The 22,601-nt window shown below is 67.8% G+C and carries 22 protein-coding genes and 1 tRNA gene; 10 read left to right on the forward strand and 13 right to left on the reverse strand.

Features of this window, described 5'->3' with window-relative positions:
* Nucleotides 1-8 precede the first annotated feature (8 nt).
* The gene (gene ygfZ, locus ACVOME_RS04920) at nucleotides 9-881 is read left to right on the forward strand and encodes a CAF17-like 4Fe-4S cluster assembly/insertion protein YgfZ (RefSeq protein ID WP_322523299.1); all 873 of its coding nucleotides are present in this window, start codon (nucleotides 9-11) and stop codon (nucleotides 879-881) included.
* Nucleotides 882-950: 69 nt separating this feature from the next.
* On the opposite strand, the gene ACVOME_RS04925 is transcribed toward ygfZ, so the two are convergent.
* A complete protein-coding gene (locus ACVOME_RS04925; protein ID WP_065181281.1) occupies nucleotides 951-2,033 on the reverse strand; it encodes an ABC transporter ATP-binding protein in 1,083 nt (360 codons plus the stop codon).
* A gap of 354 nt (nucleotides 2,034-2,387) precedes the next feature.
* Between ACVOME_RS04925 and zwf the strand changes: the two genes are divergently transcribed.
* The 5 genes from zwf (at nucleotide 2,388) to eda (ending at nucleotide 8,311) form a co-directional block, all read left to right on the forward strand.
* Nucleotides 2,388-3,824, forward strand: coding sequence for a glucose-6-phosphate dehydrogenase (gene zwf / locus ACVOME_RS04930; protein ID WP_197571627.1), 1,437 nt, complete (start codon nucleotides 2,388-2,390; stop codon nucleotides 3,822-3,824).
* Nucleotides 3,821-4,828 carry a glucokinase gene (gene glk / locus ACVOME_RS04935; RefSeq protein ID WP_053517290.1) on the forward strand — a complete coding sequence of 336 codons (1,008 nt, stop codon included), beginning with the start codon at nucleotides 3,821-3,823 and terminating at the stop codon, nucleotides 4,826-4,828. Before zwf ends, glk begins: the two co-directional genes overlap by 4 nt.
* Complete coding sequence (gene pgl / locus ACVOME_RS04940; protein WP_053517289.1) at nucleotides 4,825-5,547, forward strand: 6-phosphogluconolactonase; 723 nt, start codon at nucleotides 4,825-4,827, stop codon at nucleotides 5,545-5,547. The genes glk and pgl overlap by 4 nt, the downstream gene beginning before the upstream one ends.
* Nucleotides 5,548-5,605: 58 nt before the next feature.
* Complete coding sequence (gene edd / locus ACVOME_RS04945) at nucleotides 5,606-7,522, forward strand: phosphogluconate dehydratase (RefSeq protein WP_065174951.1); 1,917 nt, start codon at nucleotides 5,606-5,608, stop codon at nucleotides 7,520-7,522.
* A 129-nt stretch (nucleotides 7,523-7,651) separates the two neighbouring features.
* Complete coding sequence (gene eda, locus ACVOME_RS04950) at nucleotides 7,652-8,311, forward strand: bifunctional 4-hydroxy-2-oxoglutarate aldolase/2-dehydro-3-deoxy-phosphogluconate aldolase (protein ID WP_164152262.1); 660 nt, start codon at nucleotides 7,652-7,654, stop codon at nucleotides 8,309-8,311.
* Between the two features lie 107 nt (nucleotides 8,312-8,418).
* On the opposite strand, the gene ACVOME_RS04955 is transcribed toward eda, so the two are convergent.
* From ACVOME_RS04955 to ispG, 3 genes are all read right to left on the reverse strand, one after another.
* Complete coding sequence (locus tag ACVOME_RS04955) at nucleotides 8,419-9,066, reverse strand: response regulator (protein WP_065174949.1); 648 nt, start codon at nucleotides 9,064-9,066, stop codon at nucleotides 8,419-8,421.
* Between the two features lie 201 nt (nucleotides 9,067-9,267).
* Nucleotides 9,268-10,017, reverse strand: coding sequence for a phosphatase PAP2 family protein (locus ACVOME_RS04960; RefSeq protein WP_053517284.1), 750 nt, complete (start codon nucleotides 10,015-10,017; stop codon nucleotides 9,268-9,270).
* On the reverse strand, nucleotides 9,998-11,263 hold the full coding sequence (gene ispG / locus ACVOME_RS04965; protein ID WP_053517283.1) for a flavodoxin-dependent (E)-4-hydroxy-3-methylbut-2-enyl-diphosphate synthase: 1,266 nt from the start codon (nucleotides 11,261-11,263) through the stop codon (nucleotides 9,998-10,000). The genes ACVOME_RS04960 and ispG overlap by 20 nt, the downstream gene beginning before the upstream one ends.
* A gap of 114 nt (nucleotides 11,264-11,377) precedes the next feature.
* Between ispG and ACVOME_RS04970 the strand changes: the two genes are divergently transcribed.
* Together ACVOME_RS04970 and ACVOME_RS04975 are read left to right on the forward strand one after the other, a co-directional pair.
* The gene (locus ACVOME_RS04970) at nucleotides 11,378-12,604 is read left to right on the forward strand and encodes an ATP-binding protein (RefSeq protein WP_065174948.1); all 1,227 of its coding nucleotides are present in this window, start codon (nucleotides 11,378-11,380) and stop codon (nucleotides 12,602-12,604) included.
* Nucleotides 12,601-13,170: a response regulator transcription factor gene (locus ACVOME_RS04975; RefSeq protein WP_065174947.1), complete on the forward strand. Its 570-nt coding sequence runs from the start codon at nucleotides 12,601-12,603 to the stop codon at nucleotides 13,168-13,170. The genes ACVOME_RS04970 and ACVOME_RS04975 overlap by 4 nt, the downstream gene beginning before the upstream one ends.
* A gap of 46 nt (nucleotides 13,171-13,216) precedes the next feature.
* On the opposite strand, the gene pgi is transcribed toward ACVOME_RS04975, so the two are convergent.
* From pgi to pcnB, 6 genes are all read right to left on the reverse strand, one after another.
* Nucleotides 13,217-14,731 carry a glucose-6-phosphate isomerase gene (pgi, locus tag ACVOME_RS04980; RefSeq protein WP_445393711.1) on the reverse strand — a complete coding sequence of 505 codons (1,515 nt, stop codon included), beginning with the start codon at nucleotides 14,729-14,731 and terminating at the stop codon, nucleotides 13,217-13,219.
* Nucleotides 14,728-15,108: an aspartate 1-decarboxylase gene (gene panD / locus ACVOME_RS04985; RefSeq protein ID WP_053517331.1), complete on the reverse strand. Its 381-nt coding sequence runs from the start codon at nucleotides 15,106-15,108 to the stop codon at nucleotides 14,728-14,730. The genes pgi and panD overlap by 4 nt, the downstream gene beginning before the upstream one ends.
* Nucleotides 15,109-15,227: 119 nt before the next feature.
* Nucleotides 15,228-16,067: a pantoate--beta-alanine ligase gene (gene panC, locus ACVOME_RS04990; protein ID WP_065174945.1), complete on the reverse strand. Its 840-nt coding sequence runs from the start codon at nucleotides 16,065-16,067 to the stop codon at nucleotides 15,228-15,230.
* Nucleotides 16,064-16,879 (reverse strand): 3-methyl-2-oxobutanoate hydroxymethyltransferase, encoded by an 816-nt coding sequence (gene panB / locus ACVOME_RS04995; protein WP_053517276.1) that lies wholly within the window; start codon nucleotides 16,877-16,879, stop codon nucleotides 16,064-16,066. Before panB ends, panC begins: the two co-directional genes overlap by 4 nt.
* A gap of 34 nt (nucleotides 16,880-16,913) precedes the next feature.
* Nucleotides 16,914-17,399: a 2-amino-4-hydroxy-6-hydroxymethyldihydropteridine diphosphokinase gene (gene folK / locus ACVOME_RS05000; RefSeq protein WP_053517275.1), complete on the reverse strand. Its 486-nt coding sequence runs from the start codon at nucleotides 17,397-17,399 to the stop codon at nucleotides 16,914-16,916.
* A 3-nt stretch (nucleotides 17,400-17,402) separates the two neighbouring features.
* Nucleotides 17,403-18,782: a polynucleotide adenylyltransferase PcnB gene (gene pcnB, locus ACVOME_RS05005; protein ID WP_053517274.1), complete on the reverse strand. Its 1,380-nt coding sequence runs from the start codon at nucleotides 18,780-18,782 to the stop codon at nucleotides 17,403-17,405.
* A gap of 52 nt (nucleotides 18,783-18,834) precedes the next feature.
* On the opposite strand from pcnB, the gene ACVOME_RS05010 reads away from it, so the two are divergent.
* Nucleotides 18,835-18,909: transfer RNA gene (locus tag ACVOME_RS05010), tRNA-Glu, on the forward strand.
* 173 nt (nucleotides 18,910-19,082) lie between these two features.
* On the opposite strand, the gene ACVOME_RS05015 is transcribed toward ACVOME_RS05010, so the two are convergent.
* Nucleotides 19,083-20,504, reverse strand: a complete 1,422-nt coding sequence (locus tag ACVOME_RS05015) for a sugar porter family MFS transporter (RefSeq protein WP_053517272.1) — start codon at nucleotides 20,502-20,504, stop codon at nucleotides 19,083-19,085.
* Nucleotides 20,505-20,696: 192 nt separating this feature from the next.
* Here ACVOME_RS05015 and fdxA point away from each other — a divergent pair, with 192 nt between their 5' ends.
* A complete protein-coding gene (gene fdxA / locus ACVOME_RS05020; RefSeq protein ID WP_049411316.1) occupies nucleotides 20,697-21,020 on the forward strand; it encodes a ferredoxin FdxA in 324 nt (107 codons plus the stop codon).
* A 122-nt stretch (nucleotides 21,021-21,142) separates the two neighbouring features.
* On the opposite strand, the gene ACVOME_RS05025 is transcribed toward fdxA, so the two are convergent.
* Both ACVOME_RS05025 and dapA read right to left on the reverse strand, forming a co-directional pair.
* Complete coding sequence (locus tag ACVOME_RS05025) at nucleotides 21,143-21,661, reverse strand: hypothetical protein (RefSeq protein WP_065174942.1); 519 nt, start codon at nucleotides 21,659-21,661, stop codon at nucleotides 21,143-21,145.
* A 32-nt stretch (nucleotides 21,662-21,693) separates the two neighbouring features.
* Nucleotides 21,694-22,587, reverse strand: coding sequence for a 4-hydroxy-tetrahydrodipicolinate synthase (dapA, locus tag ACVOME_RS05030; protein ID WP_111185428.1), 894 nt, complete (start codon nucleotides 22,585-22,587; stop codon nucleotides 21,694-21,696).
* Nucleotides 22,588-22,601: the final 14 nt, after the last annotated feature.

Consider the following 22,601-nt stretch of genomic DNA (forward strand, 5'->3'; position numbering starts at 1 on the left):
TCGTTCACGTGCCTGACAACCTGCCCCCTGCTTTCGTCGGATATCCACGCCTTCCGGGCCACCAGCTGGTGAGCCTGCAGGGCGTGGACGCAGCTGCCTTCGCCCACGCCCAGTTCAGCAGCGATGTCCTCGCTCTGCCCCAGCAGCACTGGCAGTGGAGCGCCTGGCTGAGTGCCAAGGGCCGCACCCTGGCGGTGTTCCAGCTGCTCCGGCTGGCTGAGGATCACGTGATGCTGGTGTTCGCCGATGGCGACGCGGATGCGACTGCGTCGCAACTGCAGCGTTTCGTGTTCCGCCGCAAGGTCAAGGTGCAGCTGCGCGACGATCTGGCCGTGGCCGGCGCGTTCACCGCACCGGAAGCGGCTACCGGCGCGGCGATCGCCGCGAATGCAGGCGGTTGGGAGCTGGACCTGGGCAGCGACGCGCTGCCGCGCGCGCTGCGCATCGGTGCCGCTGACACCTTCCCGGCCGGTGGGCCGGATGACGACGCGGCCTTTGTATTGGCCTGGCGCCAGGCTGACCTGCGGTATGGCCTGCCCCGGCTGGAGCAGAGCCAGCGCGAGGTGTGGACCCCGCAGCAGTTGGGGCTGGACCGTCTGAACGGCTACAGCGTGAAGAAAGGCTGCTACCCGGGCCAGGAAATCGTCGCCCGCACCCACTTCCTCGGCAAGGCCAAGCGCGCGGTGCAGCTGCTGCACACCCATGCGCCGGCGCAGGCCGGTGACGGCGTGCAGCAGGACGGCACGGCACTGGGCACGATCGCCAGCGTGGCCGGCGATCTCGCGCTGGCGGTGCTGCCGCTTGAAACGAGCGACGCTGCGCTGCAGGTCGGCGATGCGCCCGCGCAGCGGATTCCACTGCTGGATGGCCTGGCGCGCTGAGGCTGCGCCCCATCCACGCAGGGCGGGGATCTGCCGATGACGCCGGGCATGGCCCGGCGCCACCAAGTCTTACAGGCGCTCGCCGGTTTCCGCGTTGAAGAAGTGCAGGCCCTGCGGATGGATCGCCACGCGGATGTCCTCGCCCACGGCCGGCAGCGCCTGCGGCGCCACCCGCATGGTCAGTGCATGCTGGCCGCTGCTGAGGTTGACGAAGATCTCGTTGCCGACCGGCTCGATGCCCTCGATGCGCGCGGTGAACGCATGCGCGTCGTCGCCCGTGGCGGGCTGCAGGTGCTCCGGGCGCACGCCGACGTTGATCGGCTTCTGCAGCCATGCGGGGTCGATCGTGGCCTGGCCCAGCGGCGCGCGCCACTCACCCTCGACCACCGTCACGCCGCCCGCATCGCCCTGCAATGTCCCGCGCAGCACGTTCATCGCCGGGCTGCCGAGGAAACCGGCCACGAACAGGTTGGCCGGGCGGTCATACAGCGCCATCGGCGTATCGATCTGCTGGATGATGCCGTCCTTGAGCACCACGATGCGCTGGCCCAGCGTCATCGCTTCGACCTGGTCGTGCGTGACATAGATCATGGTCGTACCCAGCTTGCGGTGCAGCTGCGCGATCTCGGTACGCACGCTGTGGCGCAGCTTGGCATCGAGATTGGACAGCGGCTCGTCGAGCAGGAACACCGCAGGTTCGCGCACCAGCGCGCGCCCCAGCGCAACACGCTGGCGCTGGCCACCTGACATCGCCTTGGGCAGCTTGTCCATCATCTCGGTCAAGCCAAGCGTCTGCGCCGCTTCGGCAATCCGCCTGTCGATGGTCGCCTTGTCGTGGCCACGCAGCTTCAGGCCGAACGCCAGGTTCTCGGCCACGGTCATGTGCGGGTAAAGCGCATAACTCTGGAACACCATGGCGATGTCGCGATCCTTCGGTGCCACATCGTTGACCACGCGGTCACCGATGCTCAGCGTGCCACCGCTGATCTCCTCCAGGCCTGCCACCATCCGCAGCAGGGTCGACTTACCACAGCCGGAAGGACCGACCAGCACCATCAGTTCGCCATCGGCGACCTCGAAAGTGGCGTCCTTCACCGCAACCTGGCCGTTGTCGTAGACCTTGCGCACACCCTGCAACTGCACTTTTGCCATATCACCTGATCCGGTCTGCCCGACGCCGGGCTGTCTTTTGGGACTGCCTCGGCCCTCCCGATGGCAGCAATGATTGCGCGACTGCCGCATGACGGCGAGCACTGCAATCGAATACAGTTGCCCATTCTGCCATGTAAACGTTTTCACGTGGCACTATCCGATGGTCGGTGCGCACCGACCTGCGTCGGCGGACAATGGGACGTTCGCCGGTGCGGTGGTTTCGCATGGAACGGCCTGCTGGTATCCCTTGCAGATCGCGTTCCGCGAACCTCGGACAGGCAGTTGCGCGGATGTCCCCCGAACCCAGCCATGAAGCGATTGACAACGATGTCACCCGGATCTGAAACTCGAGCGATGCACGACACCCTCTTCCTGTTCGGTGCCACAGGTGATCTGGCCCAGCGCTACCTGTTCCCTTCGCTGCTGCGCCTGCTTGGCGATGGTCTGCTGCCGGAGGATTTCCGCATCCGTGCGCTGGCCCTGTCCGGCCATGACACCGAGGCCTTCCATGACATCCTGCGCCCGCGCCTGCAGCAGGCCATGCCGATGGCCTCGCAGGACGACATCGCCGCGCTGCTGCGCCGCATCGACTACCGCTCGGTGGACCTGCGCGATGTCGACTCGGTCGCCGCCGCCGTCTCCGACCTGGTGGACCGCCGGTGCGTGAGCTACCTGGCCATTCCGCCGGGCCTGTACATCTCCACCTGCGAAGGCCTGGCCAAGGGGGGCGCCCTTGCCGCACCGGCCCGGCTGATGCTGGAGAAGCCGATCGGCAGCGACAGCGAAAGTGCCGAAGAGATCATCAGCACCATCGGCCAGTGGATCGACGAAGACCGCGTGTTCCGCCTGGATCACTATCTGGGCAAGGCTGCGGTGCAGAACCTGATCGCCCTGCGCTTCGGCAACACCCTGCTGGAGGCGGTGTGGAACCGCAACTACATCGAGTCGGTGCACATCCTGGTCGCAGAGAGCGAAGGCGTGGACGGCCGCGACGCGTACTACGCACGCTCCGGCGCCCTGCGTGACATGGTGCAGAGCCATATCCTGCAGCTGCTGTGCCTGGTGGCGATGGAACCGCCGGCGTCGCTCGAAGCCGACCGCATCCGCGACGAGAAGGTCAAGGTGCTGCGCGCCCTGCGCCCCCTCGACGCCCAGCATGCCGCCCGCGACAGCGTGCGCGGCCGCTATACCGCCGGCACCATCAACGGCCAGCCGGCACAGGCCTATCAGCCGCCGGAAGGCAGCGACGTGGAGACCTTCGCCGGCGTCACCGCGCACATCGACAACTGGCGCTGGTCCGGCGTTCCCTTCCATCTGGTCACCGGCAAGCGCCTGCCCGAGCGCACCACACGCGTGGTGGTGACCCTCAAGCCGGTCACCCATTGGCTGTTCGAGCGCCCGCAGCGCGCGCAGGCCGCACCCAATCGCCTGGTGTTCCAGCTGCAGCCGCAGGAAAACATCGAGCTGGGCCTGATGAGCAGCCTGGCCGGTCCGGAATGGGGCGCGCTGGAACTGCATCCGCTGGAACTGGAGCTGTCGGTGCCGACGGGACTGCACCGCCGCATCGCTTACGAGCGCCTTTTCCTGGACGCCTTCAACGGCAACCATGCGCTGTTCGTGCGCGACGACGAAGTGCGCGCCGCCTGGGCGTGGATCGACAGCGTCGCCGATGCCTGGAAGGCAGCCGGCCTGCCGCTCCAGCCTTACCCTGCAGGCCAGTGGGGTCCGGCCGATGCCACCGGCTTCCTGCCACAGGGCGTGGATGCGCCGGACACCGGAGCCTCGGCATGAGTGGCAGCTCGCAGCCGGTTCTGGTCGCCGACATTGGCGGCACCAATGCCCGCTTCGCACTGGCCGACACTTCGCTGGATGCGCCCCTGCAGAAGGACAGCATCCGCGAGTTCGCGGTCGCCGAGTTCCCGTCGCTGGGCGATGCCGCCCGCCACTACCTTGAGCAGGCCGGGGCCAGCGCGCGCCGCGGCGTGTTTGCGGTGGCCGGCCGCGTCGATGGCGACGAGGCACGCATCACCAACCATCCGTGGGTGATCTCGCGCAGCCGCACCGCAGCGATGCTCGGCTTCGACGAGCTGCACCTGATCAACGACTTCGCCGCACAGGCGATGGCCGTCGCCCTGCTGCAACCGCAGGATGTGGTGCAGATCGGCGGTGCGCACTGGACGCCGGCCGCACCGGGCCAGCCACGCAACTACGGAGTGATCGGCCCCGGCACGGGCCTCGGCGTCGGTGGCCTGGTGGTGCGCCACGGCCGCAGCTACCCGCTGGAAACCGAAGGCGGTCACGTCAGCTTCCCGCCGGGCACGCCGGAAGAAGTGCGGATCCTGGAGATCCTGTCCGAGCAGTTCGGCCGGGTGTCCAACGAGCGTCTCATCTGCGGTCCCGGCCTGGTCAACATCCATCGTGCGGTCTGTGAGATGGCCGGTGTCGATCCGGGCCATCTGCAGCCGGCCGACGTCACCGCCCGTGCCGCCCTCGGCGATCCGCAGGCGATGCGCACGGTGGATGTGTTCTGCGCAGTGTTCGGCGCCATCGCCGGCGACCTGGTGCTGATCCAGGGTGCCTGGGATGGCGTGTTCCTGACCGGCGGCCTGGTGCCCAAAATGCTGGATTCGCTGCAGCACTCCGGCTTCCGCCAGCGCTTCGAGCACAAGGGCCGGTTTTCCTCGATCATGGCGCGGGTGCCTTCGCTGGCGATCATGCACCCCTGCCCCGGCCTGCTGGGCGCTGCCGCCTATGCAGCCGATGCCGAACGTGACGCTCCGGGAGTTGCCGCATGAGCCCTGTCTTCCAGGACGACCGCATCGATTTTGTCAGTCACGGCGATGCCGATGGCTGGATCGAAGCGGTGGCCACCGAAATGGCACAGACCATCAACCGTGACATCAACGAAGTCGGCCGCGCACGCATCCTGCTGTCCGGTGGCACCACGCCGGCGCCGGTGTACCAGGCGCTGGCAGAAATGGAAGTGCACTGGGACCGCGTGGAAGTGAGCCTGGCCGATGAGCGCTGGCTGTCGCCGCAGGATCGCGACAGCAATGCCTGGCTGGTACGCGAGCACCTGCTCAAGCGCGCCGAAGGTGCACATTTCGACCCGCTGGTGCGCATCGGCAAGCCGCTTCCGGAATGCGTGTACACCGCCAATCTGCAGGCACAGCACAGCCAGCCGCCCAGCCTGGTCGCGCTCGGCATGGGCAATGATGGCCACACGGCCTCGTTGTTCCCCGGCTCGAAGGACCTGGCCCGCGCGCTGGAAAGCCCCCTGCCCTATGCCGCACTGGATGCGACCGGCTGCCCGGGCGCCAACCAGTGGCCGCTGCGGATCACGCTGACCCCGCACGGCCTGCGCCAGTGCCGCCAGCGCCTGCTGCTGCTGCGCGGCAAGCAGAAGCTGCAGGTGCTGCGGCAGGCGCTGGACAGCAACAATGCCCAGCAGTACCCGATCCTCAACGCAATCCACCTGGAAGGCGCGCGCCTGCGCGTCCACTGGGCAGATTGATGTCGGTGGCGGCATATCGCCGCCGCCCACCTCTCGCCACCTCGAACGCCGGTAGCCAATGAGCCTCCATCCGCAACTGCAAGCCATCACCGACCGCGTCATCCGTCGCAGCGCTGCCTCGCGCGCGGCCTACCTGGCCGCTGTCGACGCCGCCCTGCGCGAAGGCCCCTTCCGCAGCCGCCTGAGCTGCGGCAATCTCGCCCATGGTTTCGCTGCCTGCGGCGGCACTGACAAGAGCCGCCTGCGCGGCGGGGTGACGCCGAACCTGGGCATCATCACCGCCTATAACGACATGTTGTCGGCCCACCAGCCGTTCGAGACCTATCCGGAGCAGATCCGCGGGATCGCCCGTGAACTGGGCGCCACCGCGCAGGTGGCCGGCGGTGTGCCGGCGATGTGCGACGGCGTCACCCAGGGCCGCGGTGGCATGGAACTGTCGCTGTTCTCGCGCGATGTGATCGCGCAGGCCACCGCGATCGGCCTCAGCCATGACATGTTCGATACCACGGTCTACCTTGGCGTGTGCGACAAGATCGTGCCCGGCCTGCTGATCGGCGCGCTCGCGTTCGGCCACCTGCCGGCGGTGTTCATTCCGGCCGGCCCGATGACGCCGGGCATTCCGAACAAGCAGAAGGCCGAGGTGCGCGAACGCTATGCGGCCGGCGAAGCCACCCGCGAAGAACTGCTGGAGGCCGAGTCGGCCTCCTACCATGGCGCAGGCACCTGCACCTTCTACGGTACCGCCAACTCCAACCAGGTACTGCTGGAAGCGATGGGCGTGCAGCTGCCAGGCGCATCCTTCGTCAACCCGGGCACTGCGCTGCGCGATGCGCTCACCCGCGAGGCCACCGAGCGTGCGCTGGAGATCACCGCGCTGGGCGAGGATTTCCGTCCGCTCGGCCGGATCATCGACGAGCGCGCGATCATCAACGCCGTCATCGCCCTGATGGCCACCGGCGGCTCGACCAACCACACCATCCACTGGATCGCGGTCGCACGTGCCGCCGGCATCGTGCTGACCTGGGACGACTTCGACGAGCTGTCGCAGCTGATTCCCCTGCTGGCCCGCGTCTATCCGAACGGCGACGCCGACGTGAACCGCTTCGCGGCGGCCGGCGGCCCGGCTTTCGTGTTCGGAGAATTGATCAGGGCCGGGCTGATGCACGGCGACCTGGTCAGTGTGGCGCGCGGCGGCATGGCCGATTACGCCCGCGAACCGCAGCTGCGTGACGGCACCCTGGTCTATCTGCCCGGGCTGGAGCGCAGTGCCGACGAGGAGGTGGTGCGCGGCGTCGACGCTCCGTTCGAGAGCCAGGGTGGCCTGCGCCTGCTGCGCGGCAACCTGGGCCGGTCGTTGATCAAACTGTCGGCGGTGAAGCCGCAATACCGTTCGATCGAAGCACCGGCCGTTGTCGTTGATGCGCCCCAGGTGCTCAACAAGCTACATGCTGCCGGGCTGCTTCCCCAGGATTTCGTGGCGGTGGTGCGCTACCAGGGCCCGCGCGCGAACGGCATGCCGGAGCTGCATTCCCTGGCGCCGCTGCTGGGCCTTCTGCAGAACCAGGGCCGACGCGTTGCGCTGGTCACCGATGGCCGGTTGTCCGGGGCGTCGGGCAAGATCCCGGCAGCGATCCATGTCACGCCGGAAGCCGCGCGTGGGGGTCCGCTGGCGAAAGTCCGCGAAGGCGACATCATCCGCCTGGATGGCGAGGCGGGCACGCTGGACGTCCTGGTGGACGCTGCGGAATGGGCAGCACGCACTCAGGCCCCGAACACCGCGCCCGCGGCGAATGATCTGGGCCGCAACCTGTTCGCGATCAACCGTCGTGTGGTCGGGCCGGCCGATCAGGGCGCCATTTCGATTTCGTGCGGACCGGCAGCGGCCGACGGCGGGCCGTGGGATTACGACGCCGAGTACGAACTGGGACACGATGCGGCGGCTGCGGCAGCGCCGCATGAGGCGAAGGACGCCTGAGGGTTCAACAGCGCTGCGGGTGTGTTGCGGCGGCGAGTGTGCTGGTGGCGGCGTCACACTTTCCGGCGCATCAACGCCGCGAAGTGATCACTGAAAATCAAATTCGGAAGCAAAGGCAGAAGCAGAGCTATGGGTATCGAACAACATCAGCTGAAGGCGGCGGAGCTGTTGCATGCGGCGGGCATCCTGCCGGTGGTGACGATTCATACGCTGGACCAGGCCTGTGCGGTGAGTGCGGCGCTGCTGGAAGGCGGTCTGCCGGCGATCGAGCTGACGTTGCGCACGCCGGTGGCGATGGAGGCGCTGGCCATGCTCAAGCGCGAACTGCCGGACGTGGTGGTGGGTGCCGGTACAGTGCTGACCGTTGAGCAGATGCAGCAGTCGATTGATGCCGGCGCGGACTTCCTGGTGACCCCGGGTACGCCGCCCGCGCTGGCCGATGCGCTGGCCGCTGCGCCGCTGCCGGTGGTGCCCGGTGCGGCGACGCCGACCGAGCTGCTGTCGCTGCATGCGCGCGGATTCCGGGTGTGCAAGCTGTTCCCGGCCACGGCGGTCGGCGGCCTGGCGATGATCAAGGGCGTGGCCGGTCCAATTGCCGATCTGAAGCTGTGCCCGACCGGCGGCATCACGGAAAACACCGCCGCCGAGTACCTCGAGCAGAAGAACGTGGTCTGCATCGGTGGCTCATGGATGGTGCCCGGCAACTGGATTGCGGACGGCGACTGGGACAAGGTGCGCGCCAGCGCCATGCAGGCGGCGGCCATCGTCAAGCGCGTGCGCGGCACCTGAGCGCCCGATGGGTGAGCGCGGGGCCGACGCTTGGCCCCGCGACCGCGGGCCGGAACTGGAAGACAGATTCCGGGCGCGCGACGCACCTCAGCCGTTGGCTGAAACCCTCACAGCGGCCGTGCCGGATCCACCAGCCCGTACTGGCTGGCCATGCGCGCCAGCGCGATGTTGTCATGGATACCCATCTTCTCGAACAGGCGTGCCTTGTGCGTGTTGACGGTCTTGGCGCTGAGGCTGAGGCGGCGCGCGATGTCTTCCTGGCGCAATCCCTGGGTCAGCAGCAGCGCCACTTCCAGCTCGCGCGGAGACAGGGTGTCGAACGGCGAACCATTCCCCTCCACCGTCGACAGCGCCAGATTCTGCGCGATGCTGGTGCCCAGGTAGCGGCGCCCGCCTGCCACGTCGCGCACCGCGCGCAGCAGTTCCTGGGCGTCGCAGCCCTTGCCGATGTACCCGGCCGCGCCGGCTTCCAGCAGCCGCTTCGGCAGCGGGCCATCCTCCAGGACGGACACGATCACCACGCGCGTGCTGCGATGGCCGCGCACGATGCGCTCGGTCACTTCCATGCCGCTGACACCCGGCAGGTGCAGGTCGCACAGCACCACGTCCGGCTGCAGCTGGCGGATCTCGCGCAGCGCGTCCTCGCCGGTCTCGGCCTCGCCCACCACCTCGATGTCGGTCTCACCCGACAGGATCATCTTCATCCCGGTGCGGACCAGTGCGTGGTCGTCCACCAGGTAGACTCGAATCGTCATTCACGTACCTCTTCGAATGCGGCCATTGCGGGTCAAGCTAGGCAGGGTGCCGAACCCTCGCAAGCGCGGTCGAAGTGCATACCGGGCAAGAGTGCCGGGTTGATCACAGTCTCACGCATTGTGCTTACCCCCTGTCTTGCAGAACCCACTGCAACGAAACAGCTCATCTATCACGTAGACGCCCGCGAAGAGCCATCCACGTCACTCCCCCTGTGTTGATGCTTCGCTGGCCGTCGATGGCGGCGAATCGCGGCGTCGCCAAGGATGCCGACGACTGAACATGACCAGGTAGCACCCTACCACCCAAACCAGTGCTGCACACCATCCGGCCAGGATATCCGACGGGTAATGGACCCCGAGATAGACCCGGGACACGCTGACCAGCAAGCTGAACGCAGGGGCCAGCACCAGCACCGGCCAGCGCCAGCGGGTATTCCAGGCCAGAAGTACCAGGGTTGCCGCCAGGGTCATCGACCCCATGGCGTGGCCGCTGGGGAAACTGAACGTCGATTCCGGTGCGATGGACTCCCACAGGCTGGGGCGGTCCCGCTGGAAGAACCGCTTGCTGCCCATGTTCAACAGTGCCGATCCGAGGAAACTGACGGCCACGAAGGTGGCCTCGCGCCAGCGGCGGTAGCCCAGCAGTGCCGCGACGATCAGCACATCGGCGGGAATCAGGAACCACTCGTAACCCAGCCGGGACAGCAGCACGAAGAACCGGTCCAGCCACGGCGAATGCAGGCCGTGCATCTGCCACAGCAGCGGCGCGTCGAAATGGAACGATTCAAACTCATGCACCTCGTCGGCCAGCGCGACGAAGCCGGCCAGCGGCAACAGCACGCCGGCGAACAGCAGGACCAGGCGCCACGCATTGCGCGCCATCCAGTGACGGAAGCCGGAGGCCGGCTCCGGCGCGGCAAGGATCGCGGGCTTATCCTGCGCTTCGGACATAGGTTCGTTCGACGTAGTCGTCGATCAGGGCGACGAATTCCTGGGCGATGTTCTCGCCACGCAGGGTCACCTTCTTCTCGCCATCGACGAACACCGGCGCCGACGGCGCCTCCCCGGTTCCCGGCAGCGAGATGCCGATGTTGGCGTGCCGCGATTCTCCCGGGCCGTTGACCACGCAGCCCATCACCGCCAGGGTCATGTTTTCCGCCCCCGGGTGCTGCACTTTCCACAGCGGCATCTTCTCGCGCACGTGGTTCTGCACCACCTTGGCCAGCTCCTGGAAGAACTCGGAGGTGGTGCGGCCGCATCCCGGACAGGCCGTCACCAGCGGCGTGAACGCGCGCTGGCCGGTGGTCTGCAGCAGCTCCTGGGCGACGATCACTTCCTGCGTCCGCGACTGGCCCGGCTCGGGCGTCAGCGAGATGCGGATGGTGTCGCCGATACCTTCCTGCAGCAGCACGCTCAACGCCGCTGCCGACGCAACGATGCCCTTGCTGCCGATGCCGGCTTCGGTCAGGCCCAGATGCAGCGCGAACTCCGAACGCTGTGCCAGGTCACGGTAGACCGCGATCAGCTCCTGCACGCCACTGACCTTGGCCGACAGCACGATGCGGTCGCGCGGCAGGCCCAGCTCCACGGCCTGTTCGGCCGAATCCAGCGCTGACCGGATCAGTGCCTCGCGCAGGACACGTCCGGCGTCCCAGGGCTGCTCGCGCTCGTTGTTCTCATCCATCAGCCTGGCCGCCAGCGCCTGGTCCAGCGAGCCCCAGTTGGCGCCGATGCGCACCGGCTTGTTGTAGCGGATGGCGAACTCGATCAACTGCGCGAACTGCAGGTCCTTCTTCTTGCCGAAGCCCACATTGCCCGGATTGATGCGGTACTTGGCCAGTGCTTCGGCACACGCCGGTTCGGCGGTCAGCAACTGATGGCCGTTGTAGTGGAAATCACCGATCAGCGGCACGTCGATGCCCATCATCGCCAGCTTGTCGACGATGCGCGGGATCGCGGCCGCGGCCTCGACGGTGTTGACGGTCAAGCGCACCATTTCCGAACCGGCGCGCCAGAGCTCGGCGACCTGCTTCACGCTGGAAGCCACGTCGGAGGTGTCGGTATTCGTCATCGACTGCACCACCACCGGCCTGCCGCCGCCGACGGTGACTCCGCCGATCTGGACGGCGTGGGTCTGGCGACGGGACCAGGCGGTGGGCTCGGAAGGCGGGGTCGGGCGGGTAACGGCGTCGTGCATGCGGGCATTCTAGCGCCCGCCTCCGGTTTCCGGGTGACTCGCATTCAGCCGCCGGCACGGCTGCGGCCGATTGTCGCAGGCACACCCGCCCGCGAACGCATACGATGGGCGCGAATGACCGGTCCCGACGCCCCGTTTCTCCGCACCCTGTGCAGCCTGCGATGGCTGGCCGTGGCCGGCCAGGCCGCCACCATCCTGGTCGCCACCTGGGTGCTGGGCCTGCCGCTGCCGCCGCTGCCGCTGTGGGCCGGCGTCGCCGTGCTCGCGCTGTTCAATGTCTACACCCAGCTGCGGCCGGAAGGGGCCGATACCGCGCCACTGACAGCCTTCGGCCACATCCTGGTGGACGTGATCATCCTGACCTGGATGATCAGCTGGAGCGGCGGCATGGCCAATCCGTTCAGCTCCCTGTTCCTGATCCTGATTGCGTTGGCCGCCTTCGCCCTGCCCCTGCGCTGGGCGTTGGCGGTGGCCCTGGCCTGCCTGCTCGGCTACGCCGCCAGCGGACTGTTCGGCCAGCCGCTGCCGGACGGCTACTTCCGTGCGCAGGACCTGAACCGCTGGGGCGTGGTCGCCAATTTCCTGATCTCCGCCACCGTCGTGCTGACGTTCTCCACGCGCCTGGCCCTGGCCCTGCGGCAACGGGAACTGGAGCTCTCGGCACTGCGTGAACGCTTCGCCCGCAACGAGGGCATTGTCGCCCTGGCCACCCACGCCGCCTCGGTGGCGCATGAACTGAACACGCCGCTGGCGACCATGACCCTGCTGGCCGACGACGTTGCCGAGCGCAGCGAGGAGCCGGAAGTACGCGAGGACATGGAAACCCTGCGCGAACTGCTCGTGCAGTGCCGCGAACGGGTGCTGGCACTGGCCGCGCCGGCATCGGCCGACATGCCCGGACGCAGCCGCTCCAGCGCCCAGCAGGTGCTGGAACAATGGCGGCTGGTGCGGCCGACCATCGACCTGCACCGCAACGACGATGCGCCGCTGCGGCTGCCGCTGGACCCCGGCGTGGGCCACCTGCTGATGGTCCTGCTCAACAACGCAGCCGATGCCGGAGAGCAGGCCGGGCGCCCGCGCGTGGACCTGAGCCTGCGCATCGACGGCGACGACCTGATCGGCGAAGTCCGCGACTACGGCCACGGCTTCGATGCCCGTGCCGCCGTGCTGCCGGGCACGCTGTTCGGCAGCAGCAAGAGCGAGGGCATGGGCGTCGGCCTGGCCCTGTCCCATGCCACCATCGAACGCCTCGACGGCGAGATGTGGATGCGCCCGGCCCAGGGGGCCGGCAGTCGCGTCGGCTTCCGCCTGCCGCTGGCCCCACGCGAGGACACCCCATGAGCCTGTACCACTCCACCCAGGGCCTGCTGGTCGACGACGATGAGCTGTACCTGCGCACCCTGCAGCGCAGCCTGGCGCGCAAGGGACTGGAAACGCAGACCGCGCAGGACGCGGCCACTGCGCTGATGCTGGCCCGCCAGCATCCACCGGCCTTCGCGCTGATCGACCTCAAGCTCGGCAGTGATTCCGGCCTGGCCCTGATCCAGCCCCTGCGTGCCCTGCGTGCGGACATGCGGATCCTGCTGGTCACCGGTTATGCCAGCATCGCCACAGCCGTGGAAGCCATCAAGCTGGGCGCAGACGATTATCTGCCCAAGCCGGCAACGGTACCGATGATCCTGCGCGCGCTGGGCGAAGAGGACGACGGCCCGGCCGACGACGGCGAGATGGAAGTCCCCGACGCGATGACGCCGATCAGTCGCCTGCAGTGGGAACACATCCAGCAGGCGATGCACGAGACGGGCGGCAACGTGTCCGCTGCCGCCCGCCTGCTCGGCATGCACCGACGGTCGCTGCAGCGCAAACTGGCCAAGCGGCCAAGCCCGGAACGCGATCCGAGCCGTTGAGCCCGGCACGCCGGGCCAATGCCCGGCGACACATCCCCGACCTGGCTCAGCCCTTCAGCTGCGCCAGGATCTCGCGGGTCATCGGGTCGGCGATCGCCACGCCCTCGCCCTGCAATGCCGGCAGCAACTGGTTGGCCAGCTGCTTGCCCAGCTCGACCCCGAACTGGTCGAAGGCGTTGATGTTCCAGATCACCGACTGCACGTACACCGCGTGCTCGTACATGGCGATCAGCGCACCCAGCGCCTGCGGCGTCAGTGCATCGAGCAGGATCAGCGTACTCGGACGACCGCCCGGGTAGTCGCGGTGCGGATCGGCGCTGCCCTGACCGTTGGCCAGCGCTTCGGTCTGCGCCAGCAGGTTGGCCAGCAGCGCCTGATGATTGACGGTATAGGGATCGTCGTTGTGCACACAGCCGATGAAGTCGGCCGGGACGATGCTGGTGCCCTGGTGCAGCGCCTGGAAGAAGCTGTGCTGCACATCGGTGCCCGCACCGCCCCACCACACCGGCACGGTATCGGTGGTCACCGGCTGGCCATCACGCTGCACGCGCTTGCCCAGGCTTTCCATCACCAGCTGCTGCAGGTAGGCCGGCAGCAACGCCAGGCGCTGGTCGTAGGTCATCACCGCATGGGTGGCGCAGCCCAGCAGGTTGCGGTTCCAGATGTCGGTCAGGCCATGCAGCACCGGCAGATTGCGCTCCAGCGGTGCATCCAGTGCGTGCGCGTCCATCTGCGCCGCACCCTCCAGCAGCTGTTCGAAACGCTCGAAGCCGATCGCCAGCGCAATCGGGAAGCCGACCGCCGACCACAGCGAGTAACGGCCACCTACCCAGTCCCACATCGGCAGCACGCGCTCTGCGGCGATGGCGAAGGCCTTCGCTGCGCGCTCGGGATTGGCGCTGACGGCATACAGGCGTTCACTGCCACCCAGCCAGTCGTGCAGGATCTGGCCGTTGAGCAGGGTTTCCTGGGTGCCGAAGGTCTTGGAGATCAGGATGCCGGCGGTGCGCGCCGGGTCAAGCGTGGCCAACGTGCGCTGCATGGCCGCGCCGTCCACGTTCGATACGAAATGCACGCGCAGGCGCGCGCCGCTGACCGGGCGCAGCGCATCGGCGACCAGCCGCGGGCCAAGATCGGATCCCCCGATGCCGACGCTCACCACGTCGGTCACGCCGCTGTCTTCCAGCGCACGCACGAGGACTCCCATGCGCTGACGGATTTCGCGTGCAGTGGCATGGGCATCGGCGGCCACCGGCGCGTCGACCACGTCACCACGCAGCGCCGTGTGCAGCGCCGCGCGGCCTTCGGTCAGGTTGACCTGCTCGCCGCGCATCAGGCGGTTGATGGCGCCCCCGACATCGCGTTCGGCTGCCAGCGCCAGCAGCGCCTGCAGCGCCGCGGCGTCGTACTTCTGCCGGGCAAAGTTCACGTACAACGGACCGACCCGCAGCGCCAGCTCCTGCACACGGCCAGGTTCGGCGGCGAGCAGGCTGGGGATGCTTGCGCCCTTCAGGCGCTGGGCGTGGGAATGCAGCGAGTCGAATCCGTTGTTCGTTGTCATGCGGCCTGGGTCGGGATCGTGTCGTTGGTGTGGGTGATCTGGTTGCTGCCATCCACGTACACCAGCTTCGGCTTGAAGCTGTCCGCTTCCTGCTCGGTCATGCTGGCGAAGGCGGCGATGATGATGATGTCGCCGACCTGCACGTGGCGCGCGGCGCCACCATTGAGCGAGACGATGCCGCTGCCGGCTTCGGCGCGGATCGCATAGGTCGAGAAGCGCGCACCGTTGGTCACGTCCCAGATGTGGACCTGCTCGAACTCGCGGATGCCGGTGGCAGCCAGCAGGTTGTCATCGATGGCGATCGAGCCTTCGTAGTTCAGCTCGGAGTGGGTGACGGTGGCGCGGTGGATCTTGGTCTTGAGCAGGGACAGGTGCATGGCACGGTACAACGCAGAGGAAAGCGTGGATTCTAGCACCCGCACAACGCGGGGCATCACGACCGGCAAACCGTTCAGGTAGCGCCGGGCCATGCCCGGCGGCGCCATCACAGCGGAACTCAGAACTCCAGGTTGTCGATCAGCCGGGTCGTGCCCAGCCGCGCGGCGATCAGCGCCACCCGGCCGCCACCCTCGAATGCCGGCTCGGCCAGCTCGGGCGTGCGCAGCACGGCGTAGTCGACCTGGAAACCAGCCGCCTGCAGCGCGGCGGTGGCATCGGCCTCGATGCGCTCGCGCGGCTGGCCAGCCACATAGCCTTCGCGCATGGCCAGCAGGGTCCGATGAAGGGTCGCCGCGACGGGGCGCTGTTCCGGGCTCAGATACTGGTTGCGCGAACTCTTGGCCAGCCCATCGTCATCACGGACGATCTCCGCACCGACGATCTGGACCGGGAACGACAGCTCGGCCACCATCTGGCGGATCACCGCCAGTTGCTGGTAGTCCTTGCGGCCGAACACAGCCACGTCCGGCTGCACCTGCAGGAACAGGCGGGCGACCACCGTGCAGACGCCATCGAAATGGCCCGGACGGCTGGCACCTTCCAGCACCTCGCTGATGCCGGGCGCGTGCATGCGCGTGGTCTTGTCCACGCCCAGCGGATACATCGCCTCGACGCTCGGCAGCCACACCGCATCGCAGCCGACCTGCTCCAGCCCCGCGACATCGGCCTCGGGCGTGCGCGGATACCGGCTGAAATCCTCGTTGGGCCCGAACTGGGTCGGATTGACGAAGATGCTGGCCACCACCCTGTCGGCGTACTGGCGGGCCAGGCTCACCAGCGCGTGATGGCCACCGTGCAGGTTGCCCATGGTCGGCACCAGCGCGACGCGCAGGCCTTCGCGCTTCCACTGGGCGATCTGCCCGCGCAACGCGCCGAGCTCATTGAAGGTCTGGATCATTGGGCGTAAGCGTGCTGTTCGTCGGGGAAGCTGCCGTCACGCACGGCGTCGGCGTAGGCGCGGGTGGCTCCGGCCACCGAGCCCCCTTCGGCAAGGAAATCCTTGACGAATTTCGGTCGGCGATGGCCGCTGTCCAGGCCCAGGAAGTCATGCAGGACCAGCACCTGGCCATCGCACTGCGGACCGGCACCGATGCCGATGGTGGGCACCGGCACTGCAGCGGTGACCTCGGCCGCGACCGGGGTCGGCACGCATTCCAGCACGATGATGCTGGCGCCCGCGTCGGCCACGGCCCTGGCGTCCTCCACCAGCTGCCGGGCCGCATCGCCACGGCCCTGGATCTTGAACCCGCCCAGGCGCAGCACCGACTGCGGGGTCAGGCCCAGATGCGAGCAGACCGGAATCTCGCGTTCGACCAGGTAACGGACGATATCGACCTTGAAGCCGGCCCCCTCGATCTTGACCATCTCCGCGCCTGCCTGCAGCAGCTGCAGCGACGCATCGAGGGCGCGTTCCGGGGTTGCATCGGCACCGAACGGCAGATCGGCAACCAGCAGCGCGCGCTGCAGAACGCGGGCCACGGCGCGGGTGTGATAGACCATGTCGGCCACGGTCACCGGCAGGGTGGAATCGTGCCCCTGCACGACCATGCCCAGCGAATCACCGATCAGGATCAGGTCGACGCCGTTGGCGTCGAAGGTGCGGGCGAAGCCAGCGTCGTAGGCGGTCAACATGACCAGCTTCTGGCCATTCCGCTTGGCCTCGGCCAAGGCGGGAACGGTCCAGGGCTTGCTGTCTGCGTGGGTGCTCATGTGCTGATAACCGGGGGAGATAACCCGGGCATTATCACCCTATCGGCGCAATCCCGCAGGCATCCACCCGCATCACTGCATCCCGCACGCGACCATGGCCGGGAATGGCCAGATCCGGCGCGATCTCGGCCAGCGGCACCAACACGAAGGCACGCTCGTGCAGGTAGGGATGCGGCACCTGCAGACCCGGCTCATCCAGTACCTGCGCGCCATACAGCAGCAGGTCCAGATCCAGTGCCCGCGGTCCCCAGTGCACGGCTGGATCGCGCACGCGACCGAAATGCCGCTCCAGCTCCAGCATCGCCCGCAGCAATCCGGAGGCCGGCAGGCGCGTTTCCACCGACGCCACCGCGTTGACGAACGGCGGCTGATCCTCGTTGCCCCAGGCCGGCGTGGCATACAGGCGCGACGCCTGGCAGCGCCGCGTGTCAGGAAGCGCGTCCAGTGCGGCAATCGCCGCACGGACGGTCGCGGCCGCGTCGCCAAGATTGGCGCCCAGGCCGATCCAGGCCAGCGTCATGGCTTACTCGCCAGCGCTGCCGGCCGTGGCACCGGAGCGCCGACGGCGGCGCCGGCGCTTGCGCGGTGCGCCCTCATCCTCGTCGCCCGGTTCGGCATGCATCGCATCCAGCGCCGATTCCAGCTCGCGGCCCGGTTGCACCTGCGCCTCACGCCAGAACGCCACATCTGCCTCGTGTTCGGCCGACGCGACCTGGCGCAGCGTCAGGAAATCGAACGCTGCACGGAAGCGCGGGTGGGTGAGCGTGCGGAACACGCGCTTGCGCTGGCGCGAGCCGAAACGCGACTGCAACAGCCAGATCTCCTGCATCGGCAGCGAGAAACGGCGCGGCAGCGCGATGGTGCTCAGCTGCTGCACCGTCACGCGGTCGGCAGCACGACGCTGCGCTTCTTCCGGCGCCACGCCCTGCTTGAGCAGGGTGGCCTGCGCCCGGCAGAACGCCGGCCACAGCAGCAGCGCGAACAGGAACGCGGGCGAGACAGGCTCATCGTTGGCAACGCGTGCATCGGTATTGGCCAGGCCCTCGACCAGCATGCGGCGCAGTGCACCGGTGCGGTTCGCCTTCAGCGCCCTGCCACTTTCAGGGAACAGGACGTCGAGCAGGCCGTAGCGCTCCAGGCCTTCGAAACTGGCAACACCGTGGCCGGACAGGAACAGCTTCAGCACTTCCTCGAACAGCCGCGCGGGCGCGGCTTCGTTCAGCAGGCCTGCCAGGTGCGGGATCGGCGCGGCGGTGCCCTCTTCGATCTGGAAGCCGAGCTTGGCCGCCAGGCGCACCGCGCGCAGCATGCGCACCGGGTCCTCGCGATAGCGCTGTTCGGGGTCGCCGATCAGCTTCATCAGGCGCGCCTGGACGTCTTCGAAACCGCCGACGTAGTCGCGCACCGAGAAATCCTCGATCGCGTAGTACAGGGCATTGCAGGTGAAGTCGCGGCGCACCGCGTCGTCTTCGATGCTGCCGTACACGTTGTCGCGCACGAGCATGCCGTTTTCCATTTCGCGGTCGCCGCTGCCGTCATCGACGTTGGCGCGGAAGGTGGCGACTTCGATGATCTCGCGGCCGAACACCACATGGGCCAGGCGGAATCGGCGGCCGATCAGGCGGCAGTTGCGGAACAGCTGTTTGACCTGTTCGGGCGTGGCATCGGTGGCCACGTCGAAATCCTTGGGTTGGCCATTGACCAGCAGGTCGCGCACCGCGCCGCCGACAAGGTAGGCGCCGAAGCCGGCATCGCGCAGGCGATAAAGCACGCGCAGGGCGTTCGGGCTGATGTCCTTGCGGGAAATGGTGTGCTGGTCGCGCGGGATGACGCGCAGGCTGAACGGTGATGGAGCAGGAGAAATGATGTTGGCGCTTCCGGTTGAAGTTTCGGGATTGCCCAATGGCATCGAGGTGCATATACTAGCGCTCCTGCCTCGGCAGCGACACATATACGCTCCCTTCGTCTAGTGGTTAGGACGTGGCCCTCTCAAGGCTAAAACAGGGGTTCGAGTCCCCTAGGGAGCGCCAGTCGCCACAGCAGGAACCGAAAAAGCCCGCCTCGTGCGGGCTTTTCTGTTTCCCGCGGTTTGCCTGTTGCGTCGAGCGGGTCGCCTCGGGGGCGAGCCGCCCCTGCTTGTCCTGGAGCGGCTGGCCTGCCGCCGCCACGGAACAGGAAGGCGCTGGAAACCAGGGCGGCGCCATCAGCCTTCCATCTGCTCCAGCTCCTTGCCCTTGGTCTCGCGGACGTAGCGGACGACGAAGAAGATCGAGAGGATCGCTGCAACCGTGTAGATGCCATAGGCACCGGCCAGGCCGATACCCGCCAGCAGCAGCGGGAAGGTCACGGTAATGGCGAAGTTCGACGTCCACTGCGCCGCACCGGCCACCGCGAGCGCCGGGCCGCGGATCTGGTTCGGGAACATCTCGCCCAGCATGACCCACATCACCGGGCCCCAGGACATGTTGAAGAACACCACATAGACGTTGGCCGCCACCAGCGCCAGCCGGCCCATGCCATCGGACAGGTGCAGGCGCCCTTCGACCAGGCTGCCGCTGGCGAATGCCACCACCATCAGCACCAGGGCAACCGACATGCCGACCGAACCGACCCACAACAGCGGCTTGCGCCCGATCCGATCGATCAGCATCACCGTCAACAGGCAGGCGCCGATGCTCAGCGCACCGGAAAGAACGTTGATCAGCAGCGCATCGCTTTCCGAGAAGCCGACGGCCTGCCACAGGACCGCGCCGTAGTAGAACACCACGTTGATGCCGACCAGCTGCTGGAACATCGCCAGGCCGATGCCCACCCAGATGATCGGGCGAAGCCTGCCGGTGCCCTTGTCCAGCAGGTCGCCGAAGCGCGGCTTGTGCTGGTCCTGGTCCAGGCTGGCCTCGATCTCCGCCTGTTTGGCGGCCGCCGCGGCGTCGCCGTACAGCCGCGACAGAACCGCCCTGGCCTGCGCCTGGCGCCCCTTCACCACCAGGAAGCGCGGGCTTTCCGGAATCACCAGCAGCAGCAACAGGAACAGCGCCGACGGCAGCGCCTGCATCCAGAACATCCAGCGCCAGGCCTCCTGCCCGAACCACAGGGGCTCGGTGGAGGTGCCTGCCGCACGGGCCAGCAGGTAGTTGCTGAGGAAAGCGGCGAACAGGCCGCAGATGATCGCCATCTGCTGCACCGTCGCCAGGCGGCCCCGGTAGCGTGCGGAAGCGACCTCGGCGATGTAGGCCGGCGACATCACGCTGGCCGCACCGACGGCGAAGCCGCCCAGCACGCGAGCGGTCACGAACAGCCAGGAGGCGTGCGCGGCGCCCGCACCCAGCGCCGACAGCAGGAACAGCACCGCCGCCACGATCAGCACGCCGCGTCGGCCCAGGCGGTCGCCCAGCCAGCCGGCGAGAAACGCGCCGATCGCGCAGCCCAGCAGCATCGAGGCAACTTCGAAGCCCAGGGCCGCCTCGCTGGAGTTGAAGGCCTGCCGCAGGCCATCAACCGTGCCGTTGATTACGCCACTGTCGAATCCGAACAGGAAGCCTCCCAAGGTGGCCACGCAGCTGATCAGGACGATGAACGCGGTGTTCTCTCCACCATCGGCGGCGGCAGGCTGAGCTGGGGACATGGGCATTCCAGGAGGGAGGACAGTCCGGCTGCCACGGCAGCCAGCAGCGCGCAGCCTCGCACAGGCGCCGCCCCATCGCCAATGGGCCGTGCCCTCGAGCCCGGCAGATCCCCCTTTTCAGGCCCGCGCCGACACCGGGGGGCAACCTGTTCTAGAATTGGCGGGTTCAGGAATCGATCCACCCCCAAGCCCATGCCCTTTGTCGTCACTGAAAACTGCATCAAGTGCAAGCACACCGATTGCGTGGAAGTGTGCCCCGTGGATTGCTTCCACGAAGGCCCGAACTTCCTGGTGATCGACCCGGATGAGTGCATCGACTGCACCCTCTGCGAGCCGGAGTGCCCGGTCAACGCGATCTTCCCCGAGGACGATGTCCCCGCCGGACAGGAGGGCTTCGTCGCCCTCAATGCCGAACTGGCCAAGGCCTGGCCGGTACTGACCGTGCGCAAGGACCCGCCGGCGGACGCCGGTGAGTGGGATGGCAAACCGGACAAACTGAAGCTGCTCGAGCGCTGAGGCGCCAGCACCCGCCGCCATGAAAAAGGGCGCCATGGGCGCCCTTTTCCTGTTCCGGCAATGCCAGACCCTGCCCGGCCGAACCCGGGCGCGTGGCCCGGTCCGCAGCTGCCGGCGGTTCCTTACTTCGCCAGCGCGGCCTTCAGTGCGGCAATCAGCTTCACCGGGGCCTCGGCGGTCGCCGGCAGACCACGCGGATCGACCGCAGAGACATAAGCGCCGGCATCGACGGCCACCACGCGCACCAGGAAGTTACTGCCTTCATAGGCCACGTCGTAGGAGCCCAGCAGCTGGGCACGGCTGGCGATGGTCACGCCCTGCACGCCTTCCAGCGCGGTGCCGACCTTGGCGAACGCCTCGTCCTTGCTGCCCGGAATGGTGAAACCGGTATTGCCCACGGCCGGGGCAGCCGGAGCGGCCACAGCAGCCGGGGCGGTGGTCGAGGCCAGCCTCGGCACCTGGTTCTCGCCCGACGCGGACGGCAGGTTCAGGTCCGGCGGCACTTCCAGCGGACGCATCTCCGGGGCCAGGGCGTAGTCGCCCTTGGCACCGCGCTTGAAGCAGCCGGTGGTGGTCACGACCGTGGTGAGGGCGATGAGCGCGAAGGACAGCACGCGGACGGCGGAAACGGATTGACGCATGTGGATCTCCTGGATCAGACCAAGACGGAAGGTCAGTGGCTGGAAAGGGCTTCAAGCGCGGCGATGTCGCCGGCCAGATGATCGGCTGCCGGATGATGCGCTGCCGACAGTGGCAGCAGCGGCAGGCGCAGGTCGTGGCCGATGCCGATGCGGCGCAGCAGCGCCTTGACCGGAATCGGGTTGGATTCGATACCGCAGAAATCGTGGTACGGCTGCAGGCGCGCGTCCCAGGATGCGGTGGCGTCATGGTCGTGGGCGGCAGCCAGCTCGCACATCCGGCGGTACGCACCAGGCAGCGCGTTGGAGCCGACCGAGATCAGCCCGTCGATGCCGGCCTGGATCGAGCGCGCAGCCGTGCCGTCGTCGCCACTGAGCACGGCGAAGCTGGAACTGCGCAGCGCCAGCAGGGCCTTCACGCGTCCGATGTCACCGACGGCCTCCTTGATGCCGACAATGTTCGGATGATCCGCCAGCTCGGCCACGGTCTCCGGCAGCATGTCGCATCCGGTGCGCCCGGGCACGTTGTACAGCACCACAGGCAACCCGCCGTGGTCGGCCACGGCCCGGTAGTGCGCGATCAGCCCGGCCTGCGTCGGACGCACGTAAGGCGGTGTCACCACCAGAGCGTGACTGGCACCCTGCGCGGCAGCGCGACGGGTCTGTTCGATGGTCTTGGCGGTGCCGGACAGGCCGGTACCGGCCAGGACCGGGATGCGTCCGCCGATGCGTTCGACCGCACTGGCCAGCAGCTGGTCGTACTCGGCATCGGACAGCGTCGCCGCTTCGCCGGTCGAGCCGGCGACGACAACGCCATGGACGCCACCTTCCAGTTGCAGATGCAGCAGGCGCTGCCAACCGTCGGGATCGAGGGCACCGTCGGCCCGGAACGGGGTCGCCAGCGCGGTGATGAGGCCGGAAAGGGACAAGGACGTGCTGCTCT

Source organism: Stenotrophomonas sp. STEN008 (genome assembly GCF_056760435.1).

Excerpts from the sequence above, each read along its gene's own strand:
- ACVOME_RS04925 (WP_065181281.1), bottom strand. The coding sequence starts at position 2,033 with ATGGCAAAAGTGCAGTTGCAGGGTGTGCGCAAGGTCTACGACAACGGC.
- zwf (WP_197571627.1), top strand. The coding sequence starts at position 2,388 with ATGCACGACACCCTCTTCCTGTTCGGTGCCACAGGTGATCTGGCCCAG.
- glk (WP_053517290.1), top strand. The coding sequence starts at position 3,821 with ATGAGTGGCAGCTCGCAGCCGGTTCTGGTCGCCGACATTGGCGGCACC.
- pgl (WP_053517289.1), top strand. The coding sequence starts at position 4,825 with ATGAGCCCTGTCTTCCAGGACGACCGCATCGATTTTGTCAGTCACGGC.
- edd (WP_065174951.1), top strand. The coding sequence starts at position 5,606 with ATGAGCCTCCATCCGCAACTGCAAGCCATCACCGACCGCGTCATCCGT.
- eda (WP_164152262.1), top strand. The coding sequence starts at position 7,652 with ATGGGTATCGAACAACATCAGCTGAAGGCGGCGGAGCTGTTGCATGCG.
- ACVOME_RS04955 (WP_065174949.1), bottom strand. The coding sequence starts at position 9,066 with ATGACGATTCGAGTCTACCTGGTGGACGACCACGCACTGGTCCGCACC.
- ACVOME_RS04960 (WP_053517284.1), bottom strand. The coding sequence starts at position 10,017 with ATGTCCGAAGCGCAGGATAAGCCCGCGATCCTTGCCGCGCCGGAGCCG.
- ispG (WP_053517283.1), bottom strand. The coding sequence starts at position 11,263 with ATGCACGACGCCGTTACCCGCCCGACCCCGCCTTCCGAGCCCACCGCC.
- ACVOME_RS04970 (WP_065174948.1), top strand. The coding sequence starts at position 11,378 with ATGACCGGTCCCGACGCCCCGTTTCTCCGCACCCTGTGCAGCCTGCGA.
- ACVOME_RS04975 (WP_065174947.1), top strand. The coding sequence starts at position 12,601 with ATGAGCCTGTACCACTCCACCCAGGGCCTGCTGGTCGACGACGATGAG.
- pgi (WP_445393711.1), bottom strand. The coding sequence starts at position 14,731 with ATGACAACGAACAACGGATTCGACTCGCTGCATTCCCACGCCCAGCGC.
- panD (WP_053517331.1), bottom strand. The coding sequence starts at position 15,108 with ATGCACCTGTCCCTGCTCAAGACCAAGATCCACCGCGCCACCGTCACC.
- panC (WP_065174945.1), bottom strand. The coding sequence starts at position 16,067 with ATGATCCAGACCTTCAATGAGCTCGGCGCGTTGCGCGGGCAGATCGCC.
- panB (WP_053517276.1), bottom strand. The coding sequence starts at position 16,879 with ATGAGCACCCACGCAGACAGCAAGCCCTGGACCGTTCCCGCCTTGGCC.
- folK (WP_053517275.1), bottom strand. The coding sequence starts at position 17,399 with ATGACGCTGGCCTGGATCGGCCTGGGCGCCAATCTTGGCGACGCGGCC.
- ACVOME_RS05015 (WP_053517272.1), bottom strand. The coding sequence starts at position 20,504 with ATGTCCCCAGCTCAGCCTGCCGCCGCCGATGGTGGAGAGAACACCGCG.
- fdxA (WP_049411316.1), top strand. The coding sequence starts at position 20,697 with ATGCCCTTTGTCGTCACTGAAAACTGCATCAAGTGCAAGCACACCGAT.
- ACVOME_RS05025 (WP_065174942.1), bottom strand. The coding sequence starts at position 21,661 with ATGCGTCAATCCGTTTCCGCCGTCCGCGTGCTGTCCTTCGCGCTCATC.